At 74.1% G+C, this 13585-nt stretch carries 9 protein-coding genes and 2 tRNA genes; 2 read left to right on the top strand and 9 right to left on the bottom strand.

Translation table 11 applies throughout. From position 1 onward, the window contains the following. The first annotated feature begins 42 nt into the window (after nt 1-42). The gene (locus tag C1729_RS04115) at nt 43-1008 is read left to right on the top strand and encodes an aldo/keto reductase (RefSeq protein WP_102508824.1); all 966 of its coding nucleotides are present in this window, start codon (nt 43-45) and stop codon (nt 1006-1008) included. A gap of 140 nt (nt 1009-1148) precedes the next feature. Here the strand turns inward: C1729_RS04115 and C1729_RS14510 are convergent, their stop codons facing one another. Beyond that, on the bottom strand, nt 1149-1502 hold the full coding sequence (locus tag C1729_RS14510; RefSeq protein ID WP_165375413.1) for a primosomal protein: 354 nt from the start codon (nt 1500-1502) through the stop codon (nt 1149-1151). A gap of 68 nt (nt 1503-1570) precedes the next feature. On the opposite strand from C1729_RS14510, the gene C1729_RS04125 reads away from it, so the two are divergent. Further along, nucleotides 1571-1810 carry a DUF5703 family protein gene (locus tag C1729_RS04125; RefSeq protein WP_102508825.1) on the top strand — a complete coding sequence of 80 codons (240 nt, stop codon included), beginning with the start codon at nt 1571-1573 and terminating at the stop codon, nt 1808-1810. A gap of 38 nt (nt 1811-1848) precedes the next feature. On the opposite strand, the gene C1729_RS04130 is transcribed toward C1729_RS04125, so the two are convergent. From C1729_RS04130 to C1729_RS04165, 8 genes are all read right to left on the bottom strand, one after another. Further along, nucleotides 1849-3177, bottom strand: a complete 1329-nt coding sequence (locus C1729_RS04130) for a M20/M25/M40 family metallo-hydrolase (RefSeq protein ID WP_102510506.1) — start codon at nt 3175-3177, stop codon at nt 1849-1851. Nucleotides 3178-3187: 10 nt separating this feature from the next. Then, nucleotides 3188-5263 carry a M3 family metallopeptidase gene (locus C1729_RS04135; RefSeq protein ID WP_102508826.1) on the bottom strand — a complete coding sequence of 692 codons (2076 nt, stop codon included), beginning with the start codon at nt 5261-5263 and terminating at the stop codon, nt 3188-3190. Nucleotides 5264-5317: 54 nt separating this feature from the next. Continuing rightward, the gene (locus tag C1729_RS04140) at nt 5318-7024 is read right to left on the bottom strand and encodes a PP2C family protein-serine/threonine phosphatase (RefSeq protein ID WP_102508827.1); all 1707 of its coding nucleotides are present in this window, start codon (nt 7022-7024) and stop codon (nt 5318-5320) included. Nucleotides 7025-7164: 140 nt separating this feature from the next. After that, nucleotides 7165-7249, bottom strand: a tRNA-Leu gene (locus C1729_RS04145). Nucleotides 7250-7302: 53 nt separating this feature from the next. Beyond that, nucleotides 7303-7387 (bottom strand) — tRNA-Leu (locus C1729_RS04150). A gap of 121 nt (nt 7388-7508) precedes the next feature. After that, nucleotides 7509-10802 (bottom strand): error-prone DNA polymerase, encoded by a 3294-nt coding sequence (locus C1729_RS04155; RefSeq protein ID WP_102508828.1) that lies wholly within the window; start codon nt 10800-10802, stop codon nt 7509-7511. Next, complete coding sequence (locus C1729_RS04160) at nt 10795-12552, bottom strand: Y-family DNA polymerase (protein WP_102508829.1); 1758 nt, start codon at nt 12550-12552, stop codon at nt 10795-10797. Before C1729_RS04160 ends, C1729_RS04155 begins: the two co-directional genes overlap by 8 nt. Further along, complete coding sequence (locus C1729_RS04165) at nt 12549-13556, bottom strand: hypothetical protein (RefSeq protein WP_102508830.1); 1008 nt, start codon at nt 13554-13556, stop codon at nt 12549-12551. The genes C1729_RS04160 and C1729_RS04165 overlap by 4 nt, the downstream gene beginning before the upstream one ends. Nucleotides 13557-13585: the final 29 nt, after the last annotated feature.

Consider the following 13585-nt stretch of genomic DNA (forward strand, 5'->3'; position numbering starts at 1 on the left):
GCCTCCGCCCGTGGTCGGACATGGGACGATAACCTTCCCCGCATGGACACCCGTTCCCTCGGCAGCACCGGCCTGCGCGTCTCGGCCCTCGGGCTCGGCACGATGACGTGGGGTCGTGACACCGACGAGCACGACGCCGCCGAACTCCTGCGTGACTTTCTCGACGCAGGCGGCACGACGATCGACACGTCCGCCTCCTACGCGGACGGCGGCTCCGAGGAGGTCATCGGCCAGCTGCTCGCCTCGACCGGCACGCGCGACGACGTCGTCCTCGTGACAAAGGCCGGCACGCGCACGACGTCGCGCGGCAACGTCCTCGACGCGAGCCGCGGCGCGATCCTCGACTCACTCGACGCGTCACTGCGCCGGCTCGGGACGGACCGGGTCGACGTCCTCCTCGTCCAGGCGCCTGACCCCCGCACACCGCTCGAGGAGACGGTCGACGCGATGCGCCGTGCGGTCGACTCGGGCCGCGCCCGCTACGTGGGCCTCTGCAACCACCCGGGGTGGAGCCAGGCACGCGCCGCGACGCTCCTCGAGGCTTCGGGGACGGGGCTCGCGGCCGTCGAGGTCGAGTACTCGCTCCTCGAACGGGGGGTCGAGCGCGAGGTCGTCCCGGCCGCCGCTGCGCTCGGTACGGGCCTCCTCGCGTGGTCCCCGCTAGGTCGCGGCGTCCTCACCGGCAAGTACCGGCGCACCATCCCCGCGGACTCGCGCGCCGCCTCCGCGCACCTCGCGGGCTTCGTCGCGCCCTACCTCGACGAGAGCGCGAGCTCGGTCGTCGACGCCGTCGCGATTGCCGCCGACGGGCTCGGGCGCACGCCGGGCGCGGTCGCGCTCGCGTGGCTCCTCGGGCGTCCGACGGTCGCGTCCGCGCTGGTCGGCGCGCGCACGCCCGCCCAGCTGCGGGCCGCGCTCGAGTCCGTCGACCTCGAGCTGCCGGCCGAGGTCGCGTCGGCGCTCGACGAGGTGAGCGCCCCAGCGCTCGGCTACCCCGAGCGCCGCTGACCGTCGGTGCCTCGCACGAGAGCCCCCGGCCGTGGCCGGGGGCTCTCGTGCGAGGGGCGCCGCGCGGGTCAGCGCTCAGAAGCGTCGTGGCCTAGAAGCCGTCGCGGTTCAGCCGCCTGACGACTCAGCGGTCCGCCGACTCAGCGGTCAGGACGGGCGACGTCGTTGAGGTCCTCCTCGGAGAGACCTTCGAGGTCGTCGTCCTCGTCGTCGTCCTCGTCGTCGTCCTCGTCACTGTCGTCGTCGTCCTCGTCGTCTGTGTCGACGTCGTCATCGTCGTCGTCGTCGTCGTCGTCGTCGACGACGTAGAACGGGAGCGCCTCGCCGAACTCCGTCGCGAGCGCGTCGTCATACACGTCGAACGCGTCGGCGAGCACGTAGTACGCCTCGTCGACCGCCGGGTCGTCGTCGGTACGACGGCTCACGACAGCGTGCAGGTGCGCCTCGAAGGCAGCGGTGAGACGGGCCAGGGCATCACGCGGGTCGACGGTCATGCCTGAACCGTAACGCGCCGACGTGCACAATGGCAGTCGGATACCTGTCCCGGACCTCAGGAGGCCGCATGTCGAACGCCACCACCAGCCAGGCCGCACGTCCCGTGCCCCGCACGGGCGAGTACGAGCACCGCGTCCTCAAGGTCGGCCGCGACGTCTCCCGCGCCGAGTTGCGGCGCCTCCTGCTCGACGAGGCCGAGCAGGGCCGCTGGGAGCTCGCACGCACGATCCTCTACGTCGGCGGCTCCCGCACCGTCTGGCTGCGGCGCCGCATCATCCGCGCCCGCTCGACCCTCGACCTCTTCTGAGGCCCGCGCCGGCGACCTCGAGAACGCCGGCACGCACCTCACAGGTGCGTGAGCATCCGGCGCAGGACCCGCACCCCGAACTCGAGCGACTCGACCGGCACCCGCTCGTCGACCCCGTGGAACATGCCCGGGAAGTCGAGATCCGCAGGCAGCCGCAACGGGACGAAGCCGTAGCCGTTGATGCCGAGGCGAGCGGGGGACTTGTTGTCGGTGCCGGCCGAGAGCAGGTAGGGCAGGACCGTCGCGCCCGGGTCCTCCGCGAGGACCGACGCGACCATGGTGTCGACGAGGTCGCCCGCGAACGGCACCTCCATCCCGATGTCCTCGTGGATCGGCTCGATGCGCACGTGCTCGCCCGCCAGCTCCCGCAGGACCGCCATCGACGCGTCGTGGCTCTCGGGCAGGAAGCGGGCGTCGACGACGCCCGTCGCCGTCGTCGGCACGACGTTCGCCTTGTACCCGGCGTCGAGCTGCGTGGGCGTCGCCGAGCCGCGGAGCGTCGCCCCGACGAAACGCGCGGCCGGGCCGAGTGCGTCGAGGAGCGCGGGGATCGTGCCCTCGTCGTCGGGGTCGAAACGCAGACCCGTGAGGTCCGCGACGCCACGCAGCAACTCGTCGACGGTGCCCGTGAGCTCGAGCGGCCACGCGTGGTCGCCGATCCGTGCGAGCGCGCGCGCGAGGTGCGTCACCGCGTTGTCCGCGTTGACCTGCGAGCCGTGCCCCGCACGCCCCTCGGCGACGAGCCGCAGCCACGCGAGCGACTTCTCCCCCGTCTGGAGCAGGTAGGCGCGCCGTCCCGCGACGTCGACCGAGTAGCCGCCAACCTCGCTCACCGCCTCGGTCGCTCCCGCGAAGAGCTCAGGACGGTGGTCGACGAGCCACTGCGCGCCGTGCACGCCGCCCGCTTCCTCGTCCGCGAAGAACGCGAGGACGACGTCACGGCGCGGTCGCACGCCGTCGCGGATCATCTCGCGCACGACCGCGAGGATCATCGCGTCCATGTCCTTCATGTCGACCGTGCCGCGCCCCCACACCATGCCGTCGACGACCTCGGCCCCGAACGGGTCGTACGTCCAGTCCTCCGCACGGGCCGGCACGACATCGGTGTGTCCGTGGAGGACGAGCGCGGGTGCGTCCGGATCCGTCCCCGCCCAGCGGGCCACGACGCTCGCGCGCCGCGACTCCGTCTCGACGTACGTGACCTCGAGCCCGACCTCCTCGAGGAGCGCCTGGATGTACTCGGCCGCCTCGCGCTCACCCGGCCCCGAGCCGTCGCCGTAGTTGCTCGTGTCCATGCGGACGAGGTCGCGGCAGATCCGCAGGACCTCGTCCTCCGCACGGGGGTGCTGACCCGTCGTCGTCGTCATCGTCGTCGTCTCAGGCGTCCGCGAGACCGCGACGCACAAGCAGCGGCGTCGTCGACGCCGGCCGGCCACGGAGCTTCTCGAACGCGCCCACGGGGTCGGTCGAGTCGCCGAGCGCGAGCAGCTCGCGCCGGAACCGCTCACCGTTCGCGCGGGTGAGCCCGCCGTTCTCCACGAACCACGTCACCGTGTCGGCATCGAGGACCTCCGACCAGATGTACCCGTAGTACGCGGCCGAGTACCCGCCCGCGAAGACGTGGTTGAAGTACGTCGAGCGGTAGCGCGGCGGCACGAGGTCCGGGTCGAGGCCGAGACCGCGCAGCGCGCGGTCCTCGAATACGAGGACGTCGTCGACCGAGGTCGGGACCTCCTCCGGGGTGAGGCGGTGCCACGCCTGGTCGAGCAGCGCCGCGCCGAGGTACTCGGTCGTGGCGAAGCCCTCGCCCTCGCCACGCGCGGCGATCATCGTCGCGACGAGCTCCGCAGGCAGCGGCTCCCCCGTCGCGTGGTGACGCGCGTAGCGCGCGAGCAGGTCCGGGTGCCACGCCCACATCTCGTTGACCTGGGACGGGAACTCGACGAAGTCGCGCGGCACGGACGTTCCCGACTGCGAGGGCAGCCGCACGTCGGAGAAGAGGCCGTGGAGCGCATGCCCGAACTCGTGGAACGCCGTGATGACCTCGTCCCACGTGAGCAGCGCAGGCTCCCCCGCCGCAGGGCGCGGGACGTTGAGCACGTTGAAGACGACGGGCCGCTGCCCGAGGAGGTGCGACTGGTCGACGAGGTTGTCCATCCACGCGCCGCCCCGCTTCGAGGGCCGCGTGAAGAAATCTCCGAGGAACAGCCCGAGCCCCGAGCCGTCGGCGTCGAGCACCTCCCATACGCGCACCTCCGGGTGGTAGCCGACGAGGTCCGTGCGCTCGACGAGCGTGATGCCGAAGAGCTCGTGAGCCGCGGCGAACACGCCGTCGGTGAGCACCCGGTCGAGCTCGAGGTAGGGGCGCAGGGCCGCGTCGTCGAGCTCGTACCGCTCGCGCCGCAGGTGCTCTGCGTAGAATGCACGGTCCGACGGCGAGAGGTCCGTCGCACCCGTGTCCGCGGCCATGGCCGCGGCAAGGTCGGCGTGCTCGGCGCGCGCGTTCGCGACCGCCCGGGGCACGAGCGGCTCGAGCATCTCCGCGACCGCCTCGGGCGTGCGTGCCGTCGCGTCCTCGGTCGCGTACGACGCATGGTCCCGCAGGCCCAGGAGCTGGGCACGTTCGGCACGCAGCCGGGCGAGCTCGAGGAGCGTCGCCCGCGAGTCCGTGCCCTCGTGCGTGCCACGCGTCACGGACGCCTCGTGGATGCGCGCGCGCAGGCCACGGTCCGTGAGCGACGCGAGGACGCCCTGCTCGGTCGGCAGCTGGAGCGTGAGCAGCCAGCCGGACTCGTGTCCGGCCTCACGCGCTGCGGCCTCCGCGGCCGCGACGGCGTCCGGTGCGAGACCGTCGAGCTCTGCGACCTCCGTGACGAGCACGGCACCCTCGTTGCCCGACGCGAGCACGACCCTGCCGAACGCCGCCTCGAGCTCCGCGATGCGCGAGTTGAGGGCCCGCAGCGTCTCCTGCTTCTCGTCCGGAAGGTCGACGCCTGCCCGACGGAAGTCGCGCAACAGCGTCTCGACCGCTCGGCGGTCCGCGTCCGTCGCCTCGACCTCGCCAGCAGCGATGCGCGTGTCGAGCGCGGCGACCCGCGCCTGCAAGCCCCCGTGCATCGCGATCGCGTCGTGGTGCGCCGACAGCTCGGGCGTGAGCTCGGCCTCGAGGTCCTCGAGTGCCTCGGTCGAGTCCGCGCCCAGGAGCAGGTCGAGGATGACGAGCGCCCGGTGCAGCAGTTCGCCCGAGCGCTCGAGCGCCTCGAGCGTGTTGACGAGGTCCGGGGCTGCCGGGTCCGCGACGATCGCCTCGACCTCCGCACGCTCCTCCGCCATGCCCGCGCGGATCGCCGGAGCAAGATGCTCGTGACGAATGCGCGCGAAGTCAGGAAGGCCGTACGGGAGCGAAGAGGGCTGCGCGAGGGGGTTCGTCGCGTCGAGCGGAAGAGCGGTCATGACCCTAGTCTCTCAGCGACCTGGGCCGCTCCGCACGGACGGCGCGCGGTCGCGTCAGACGGGCCGGACCGCGAGGACAGCGATGTCGTCACGCTCGCCCGTCGCCTCCATCTCGGCGAGCACGACGTCAAGCAGGTCACCGACCGGCGCCTGCGCCACGCCGCCGAGCACGCCCGCGAGCCTCACGAGAGACTCCTCAATCGGCTCACCCCTACGCTCGACGAGCCCATCGGTGAAGAGCAGCAGCGTCTCCCCCGGCGCGAGCGTCGCCGCGTGGTCGTGCCTGTCGCACTCGAGGACGCCGAGCATGAGGTCGCTCGTCCCCTCGAACGTGCGCGTCGCACCGTCCGCACCGACGACGACCGGCGCGAGGTGACCGGCGCTCGACCACGTCACGTGGGCCGAGCCGTCCGCCTCGACGACGCCACGCAACTGCGCGACGACTGCCGTGCCCATCGTTCCCGTGCCGAGCGCGAGGTTGACGTGGTCGAGCCGCTCGAGCAACTGCGCCGGCGTCTGGACCCGGTCCGCGACGAAGCCACGAAGGATCGACCGCAGCGAACTCATGCGCGTCGCCGCAGCGATGTTGTGCCCGACGACGTCGCCGATGACGACCGTCGTGACGCCGCACTCGTGGATCGCGTCGTACCAGTCGCCTCCCACCTGCTGGTCCTCGGCCGCAGGCACGTAGCGTGCGGCGAGCTCGAGACCCGGGACCGTCGGGAGGCTCGTGAGCATCGCCTCCTGGAGCGTGCGCGCGACCGCGTCGCGCGCCTGGACGAGCTCGACACGTTCGATCGCCTGCCCGACGTACCGCGCGAGCGCCTGCTTCATGCGGCGCGTCCGCGCGAACGTGCGGTGCGGCCCCGCCCAGCCGAGCCACAGCCAGCCCGTGCGGCGTCCGACGCGCAGGGGCACGTAGGCCTCGCCGTCGACGTCGGCGGACGCCTCCGCCGCGAGGTCGGGGAACCGCTCGGCGAGCGCCCCGCGATCGTCGAGGAACACGCCCTCACCCGTCGCGGCCGCATAGGGGCCGGGGTGGTCGGCTCCCCGTGGGAGCTCCGTGTAGTGCAGGGGCCTGTCGGCGGGCAGCCCACGGCGGTCGAGAGCGTCGAACCTTCCGTCGTCCTCGAGGACGACCGTGCAGTGGTCGGCCTCAAGCTGCGTCGTCGCGAGATCGCGCACGACCTGGAGGGTCTCGTCGACCGTGCTCGTCCGTGCGAGCGCCTCCGAGAACGCGAGGAGGATGCGGTTGATGCGAGTGATCTCCTGGAGCTCGGCCTCGGCCTCGACCGCGCGCCGCAACGACGTGCGCGACCCGAGGTAGGCGGCAAGGAGCACCGCGAGCTCGCCGAGAGCCCTCACCTGGCTCGGCTGCACCTCGACGAGGGTCTGCGCGAAGAGCACCGCGACCCGCGCACCCTCGGGGGTCGTCACGGGCACCGCGACGAACCCCACCGGCTGCTCGGGCCGCGAGACCGCGGACTCCGCGGGCGTGAGCACGACGAGCCGTCCCGTCCGGAGCGACTCGTACGCAAGATCCGAGCGCAGCGTGCCCGACGCGCCGTCGTCGATCGTCGACGCGGCAGCGACCCGGGCTCCGTCCGGCTCGGGGAGGAGGACCGCAGCAGCTCCGTCGCCGACGCATAGCGACGCGAGCACCGCGTAGCGCTGCAGCTCGGGGTCGTCGCTCGGCTGCGGCCCGAGCCAGGGCCGCACGACGTGGACGGACGCCCCCTGGTTCGTGTCTGCCGTGGTCACGTGGGCCAGTCAACACGAAACGGTCGCGCGGCGCGAGACGGTCCGCCGTCCCGCTCCGGGTGCGGGGGGCGCTCGTTCGGGGGAACGACGAAGCGGACCCAGGTGAACCTGGATCCGCTTCGCGTCGCTGTCTCAACGAGTGTCCGGAGGGGGACTTGAACCCCCACGCCCGATAAAGGGCACTAGCACCTCAAGCTAGCGCGTCTGCCATTCCGCCACCCGGACGGGTGACCATCACGGCCCGAGAGCCGTGCGGTTGTTTCAGTTGTCTCAGCGAGTGTCCGGAGGGGGACTTGAACCCCCACGCCCGATAAAGGGCACTAGCACCTCAAGCTAGCGCGTCTGCCATTCCGCCACCCGGACAGGTGACCCTCGCGAGGTGACCCCCGCTCGGTGCTGGAAGAACATAGCACGGTCGGAGCCCAGAAATCACATCGGCACCAGAGCCCCTCACCGCCCCGCGGCACAGGTGCGCTGGGCCTCCTCAACGGAAGTCACGCGAGCGCGACGGCACCGCGAGCGACAGCGGCGCGAGGTGCTCCGCGACGAGGTTCGTCGCCCCGTCCGCACGCTCGAGCCGCCCCCGCACGACGAGCGCCGCAGCCGACCGCGCGACCGTCCGGTGCCTCTGCCACAGCCCCGGCGAGCACACGACGTTGAGCAGCCCCGTCTCGTCCTCGAGCGAGAGGAAGGTCACACCGCGCGCCGTCCCAGGACGCTGCCGGTGCGTGACGACCCCCGCCACGGCGACCCGACGCCCTGCCTCGTGGACCGTCGCCGCACCCACCGTGAGGACGCCCGCCGCGTCGAGCCCGGGGCGGACGAACTGCGTCGGGTACTCCTCGGGCGAGACGCCCGTCGCCCACACGTCCGCGACCGACCGCTCGACCTCGCTCATCCCCGGCAGCGTCGGAGCCTCGACCCCGACGCTCACCCCCGGGAGCGTTGCGGGCGACTCCTGCGCCACCGCGGCCGCCGCCCACAGCGCAGCCCGCCGCGAGCCCGCGTACGCGTCGAGCGCGCCCGCGGTCGCAAGCGACTCGAGCCGCGCGACCGTGAGACCCACGCGCCGCGCGAGGTCCGGCAGGTCGACGAACGGCGCCCGGTCCCGCTCCGCGACGATCCGCCCGGCGACGGCCTCCCCCACGCCCCGCACCTTCGCGAGCCCGAGTCGCACCCCGAGCGCCCCGTCCTCGCACCGCTCGACCCGCGCCTCGACGCCTGAGCGCGTGACGTCCGGCCGCAGCACCGTGATCCCGTGCCGACGCGCGTCCGCGACGAGCGACTGCGGCGAGTAGAAGCCCATAGGCTGCGCCGCGAGCAGCGCCGCGTAGAACGCCGCCGGATGGTGCACCTTGAGCCACGAGCTTGCGTAGACGAGGTACGCGAACGAGTAGGCGTGCGACTCGGGGAAGCCGAAGTCTGCGAACGCCTTGAGCTTGTCGAAGATCTGCTCGCCGACCTCCCGCGAGATGCCGTTCGCCGCCATACCCGCGAGCAGCCGCGCGTGCAGAGCCTCCATGCGCTCGGCCGAACGCTTCGAACCCATCGCACGACGGAGCTGATCGGCCTCGGCAGGCGTGAAGTCCGCGACGTCGATCGCCATCTGCATGAGCTGCTCCTGGAACAGCGGCACACCGAGCGTCTTGCCCAGGGAGTTCTTGAGCAGCGGGTGAAGGAAAGTGACGTCCTCCCGGCCCCGCGCACGGTTGATGTACGGGTGCACCGAGTTGCCCTGGATGGGCCCGGGCCGGATGAGCGCGACCTCGATGACGATGTCGTAGAACGTCCGCGGCTGCAGCCGCGGCAGCGTCGCCATCTGCGCCCGCGACTCGACCTGGAACACCCCGACCGTGTCCGCCGCGCACAGCAGGTCGTACACCGCCGGATCCTCCTGCGGCAGACCGTGGAGCGTGAGCTCGACGCCCTCGTGCTCGGCGACCTGCTCGAACGCGAGCCGCAGCGCCGTGAGCATGCCGAGACCGAGCAGGTCGAACTTCACGAGGCCCGCGTCCGCGCAGTCGTCCTTGTCCCACTGGAGCACCGTGCGGCCCGGCATGCGCGCCCACTCGACCGGGCACACCTCGACGACCGGCCGGTCGCACAGCACCATGCCCCCGGAGTGGATGCCGAGGTGACGCGGCAGCCTCAGCAGCTGCTCGGCAAGGTCGAGAACGTCCTCCGGGATCGTGCCTTCCGACGCCGCGGACGGCGGTCTCACGGCGGGCACGACGTCACGTCCGTCGTCGCTCAGCACCGCCCCGGGGTCGCCCGGCACCGGGACTGCTGCGACCGGCCCACCGCGGCTCACCGTCCACCACGGACTGTCGTCCTCGGGCCCGCGCAGGCTCCCCCAGCGCTCGATGCCCTTGCTCCAGGCATCCTGCCGCCCGACGTCGTGCCCGAGCGCGCGCGCCGCGTCCCGCACCGCCGAGCGCGGCCGGTAGGAGATGACGTTCGCGACCTGCGCCGCGTGACGCCGGCCGAACCGCTCGTAGACGTGCTGGATGACCTCCTCACGACGTCCCGACTCGATGTCAACGTCGATGTCCGGCGGGCCGTCGCGCTCGGGCGCGAGGAACCGTTCGAAGAGCAGGCCGTGCGCGACCGCGTCGACCGCTGTGATGCCGAGCGCGTAGCAGACCGCCGAGTTCGCGGCTGAGCCGCGACCCTGCGCGAGGATCCCCTGCTCGCGGCAGAACGTCGCGATGTCGCTGACGATGAGGAAGTAACCGGGGAAGCCGAGTGCCGTGATGACCTCGAGCTCGTGCTCGAGCACGAGCCGCGCACGCTCGGCCCGGGCGGTGCCCGGCTCGCCGTAGCGTTCGAGCGCGCCCCGACGGACGAGCTCGCGCAGCCAGGAGGCCTCGTCGTGCCCCGCGGGCACGGGGTACGGCGGGAGCGACGGCGCGACGAGGCTGAGGTCGAACGCGCACTCCCGGCCGAGCTCGGCGGCGGTGAGGACCGCCTGCGGGTGCGCGCGGTGGCGCGCGAGCATCTCGTGCGCCGAACGCAGGTGCGCGGCGGGGGCACCCGGCAGCCAGCCGTCCATGTCGTCGAGCGAGCTGCGCGCGCGGATCGCGCCGAGCGCCGCCGCGAGCGGCGCCTCGGCGGGCGTCGCGTGGTGGACCGCGCCCGTCGCAACGAGCGGCAGTCCTGCGTCCGCGGCGAGCGCCGCGAGCAGCGCGTTGCGCTCGGGGTCGCGCGGATCCGCCGTGTCGGTGATCTCGACCGCGACGTTGTCCCGCCCGAACGCCGCCGTGAGCCGGTCGAGCGCACGCCGCGCAGCTGCGGGACCGCCCGACGCGAGCGCCGACCGCACCGCGCCCTTGCGGCAGCCCGTGAGGACGAGCCAACGGCCGTCGGCCCGCGCCCCGAGGTCCTCGAGGTCGTAGCGCGCAAGCCCCTTGGCCCCCGTCGCGAGGTGCGCGTCCGCGATCGCGGCGGACAGCGCCGTGTAGCCGTCGGCCCCGCGCGCGAGGACGAGAAGGTGCTCGGAGCGGGGGTCGGGCACGCCCGTCGGCGCCTCGAGGACCGGCGGTCCGTCGGGCCGGTGCGCAGGCAGGTGGAGCTCGGCGCCGAAGACCGTCGCCAGGCCTGCGCGGCGTGCGGCCTGCGCGAAGCGCACGACCCCGTAGAGACCGTCGTGGTCCGTGAGCGCGAGCGCCTCGAGGCCGAGCCGCGCGGCCTCCACGACGAGCTGCTCGGGCTGGCTCGCTCCGTCGAGGAAGCTGAACGCGGAGTGCGCGTGGAGCTCGGCGTAGCGCGGCTCAGTCATAGCTCGCCTCCCACCACCAACGACCGGCCGAGCCCGCGAGGAGCACCGCCGAGGTGGCGTCGTCAGTGGTGCGGACGACGGCCTGGACGTGGACGAGCCGTTCTGCGTCCTCGCGCCACCACCGCTGTGCGAGCGGCCAGGGCCCCGCCCACGCGACGACCTCGCCCACGGGAACCTCGGGCGGTGGCGCTGCCCGGCGAGGGCGGGCCGCGGCACGCTCGACCGCGCGCCCGTGCCGCCCGGTCGCGGGCGGCACGTCCTCCGCGGGTGCGGGCGGCAGCGCCCGCACGTGCGCGGGCTCCCCCGAGACGGCGAGGCGACGGTCGACGACGACGGGACGGCCCGACGCGTCGAGCAGGCGCACCTCGACGGGCTCAGGCAGGACGCGCGCCGGTGCGGGCGAGGGCAACGCGCCGGGCCACGGCCGGTCGAGCGGGCGCAGCGGCGGCGGTTCCTCGCCCCACGGGACGACGCTCACGCGGTCGCGCGCCGTGCGGCCGCCCTGGAGGCGCGCCGCGAGGACACCGTCGGCGCCGAGCAGCCCCTGGACGCGGTCGAGCGCCCGCAGGGCCCGCAGCGACGAGCCTTGAGCCGAGCCCCACAGTCCTTCCTGATGCTGCCCCGCGTCGACGAGGTCCTCCGCGGTGACCGTGAGCCGGACGATGCCTGCCGCGTCGTCCCCGCTCGGGTGCTCGTCCGCGGGGTCCGGCGCGTCGGACGTCAGCCAGCCCTCGAGCTGCCAGCGCACCCGGTCGGTGATGCGGGCGGCCGTGAGCCCGCCGAGCGCCGCGTCGTCGGTGCGCCACGTCCGCACGTGCTCACGCCCGTCGCCGCGCCGTGCGGCGATGCGCAGGCGCGCGCACGTCGCCCCACGGGCGACGAGCGCGGCGTGCAGCTCGGCCGCGAGCCGGCGCGCCGCGAACGCCGCGGTGTCGACGCGGACGGCTGGCGGGTCGAGCTCGCACGTCGCCTCGACGTCGGCCTCGGGCCGCCGCCGTGCGGGCGGTCGCAGGTCCTCGCCGCGGCCGACGCGCTGCGCCCAGACCCCCTCGGCGCCGAAGCGTGAGGCGACCGCGTGCGCGTCGAGCGCCGTGAGGTCCCCGACCCGGCGCACACCGAGCCGGTCCCAGAGGTCGACGAGCTCGAGCAGCGCGGTGGCGCGCTCGGGTGTCACGGCGACGTGGACGAGGTCGCGCAGCGGCCGTGGCGCGAGGAATTCCGCGCTGCGCCCGGGCGCCACGAGCCGGTCCTCACGCGCCGCGAGGACGGCGGCGAGCACGCCGTCGGCGATGCCGACGCGGCACTCGTGCCCCGTCGCGTCCGCGACGCGCTCAACGAGGAGCCGCACGAGCTCGCCCTCGGAGCCGTGGAAGCGCGCAGCGCCCTCCGCGGGCAGGAGCAGAAGCCCGGGCCGCGCGACCTCGAGCCCCGCGACGACCTCCTCGGCTGCGGCCGCGACGGGCTCGAAACCGCGTGCGTCTCGTGCGTCGTCGACGGGCAGGAGGACGAGCCCGGGACAGGCCTCCTGCGCGTGACGGCGCCGCATGCCGCGACGCACGCCCGCGCGGCGGGCTGCGGGGCCGACCGCGACGATCCCGCGAGCGTCCTGCACCGCGACGGGCACGGCGGGCGAGTGCCCGGCCGCCGTGGCGGCTGCGACGACGGGCCAGTCGGGCACCCAGACGACGGCCGTCCGCGTGACCTCCGTCGGGGCGGCCCCGGGGGTGGGCGCGGCTGCGACAGCGCTCATGCGACACGCTCGACGGGCCTCAGCGGGAGAACCCCCTGATCGTGGGTGGGCCCGGTGGCCTGCGCGGGCAGGCCCTCACGACCGGGCGTCGCGGGTTCGGTCGAGGGCGCCGTCCGGCTCGTAGCGTCGGTCGCGGTGTCAGGCACGGCGCCGGGGCGGACGTCGTGCGTCGCCACGTCGTAGCCGTCGCCCGGGGCCGGCAGGACGAGCGCGACGTGCGCACGACGCGTCCGCCCGGCCTCGACACGGGCAACGTGGAGTTCCCGTGAGCGCAGCCGCCCCTCCCCCGCCCCGATGCCGCGCCAGCGCACGCCTGTGACCTCGAGGACGGCGCGCGCCCCGGGCCAGGGGCGCACGGCGAGGATCGCGACGCCGCGCTCGCGGGCGCGGGCGACGAGCCGGCGACGGTCGGCCTCGGCGAGGCCGACGTCCCCGACGACGACGACGTCGACGCCGTCGACGAGGGCCGCGAGGACGGTCGCGGCCTCGACGCCGGGCGTGGGGACGAGGAGGAGCCGGTCGAGGTTCACGCCGGCCTCGGCGGCCGCGACGAGGCCGAGGGCCGGACAGCCGACGACGGCCGTCCACGGCTCGTCGCCGAGCGCGACGCGCTGCGTCTCGACGTGCGCGAGCATCTCGAGGACGAGGGCGGCCGAGCCCGTCACCTGGGTGACGGCGCCGCGGCGCAGCCCCTCGGGCAGGACGTCCGCGAGCGCGGGCGGCACGGGCAGCGGGGGGCGTTCGGCGGTGCGAACGCCGAGGGGTGGTGCGGGTGCGTGCTGGGGCGTGCGGGTCGTGGAGGTTGCCGGGCGGTGGGCGGGTTCCTGCTGCTGCGGGGACGACGCGGCGTTCCGGGCGGCCTCGCGGGGGCGCCCGCCGACGACGGGCGCGACGTCTGTGAGCGTCACGCGTCGTGCTCCCGTGCGTTCCTCGGCTGTGCGCAGGGCTGCGAGCGCGCGTGCTGCGCGGTCGGTCCCTGCGGAGGCAGCAGCTGCAGTCGCCATGGTCCGTCCTTCCGTCCCCTCCAGCATAT

This window comes from Sanguibacter massiliensis (assembly GCF_900240335.1).
GTDB classification, from domain to species: Bacteria; Actinomycetota; Actinomycetes; order Actinomycetales; family Cellulomonadaceae; genus Flavimobilis; species Flavimobilis massiliensis.

Excerpts from the sequence above, each read along its gene's own strand:
- C1729_RS04115 (WP_102508824.1), top strand. The coding sequence starts at position 43 with ATGGACACCCGTTCCCTCGGCAGCACCGGCCTGCGCGTCTCGGCCCTC.
- C1729_RS14510 (WP_165375413.1), bottom strand. The coding sequence starts at position 1,502 with ATGACCGTCGACCCGCGTGATGCCCTGGCCCGTCTCACCGCTGCCTTC.
- C1729_RS04125 (WP_102508825.1), top strand. The coding sequence starts at position 1,571 with ATGTCGAACGCCACCACCAGCCAGGCCGCACGTCCCGTGCCCCGCACG.
- C1729_RS04130 (WP_102510506.1), bottom strand. The coding sequence starts at position 3,177 with ATGACGACGACGACGGGTCAGCACCCCCGTGCGGAGGACGAGGTCCTG.
- C1729_RS04135 (WP_102508826.1), bottom strand. The coding sequence starts at position 5,263 with ATGACCGCTCTTCCGCTCGACGCGACGAACCCCCTCGCGCAGCCCTCT.
- C1729_RS04155 (WP_102508828.1), bottom strand. The coding sequence starts at position 10,802 with ATGACTGAGCCGCGCTACGCCGAGCTCCACGCGCACTCCGCGTTCAGC.
- C1729_RS04160 (WP_102508829.1), bottom strand. The coding sequence starts at position 12,552 with ATGAGCGCTGTCGCAGCCGCGCCCACCCCCGGGGCCGCCCCGACGGAG.
- C1729_RS04165 (WP_102508830.1), bottom strand. The coding sequence starts at position 13,556 with ATGGCGACTGCAGCTGCTGCCTCCGCAGGGACCGACCGCGCAGCACGC.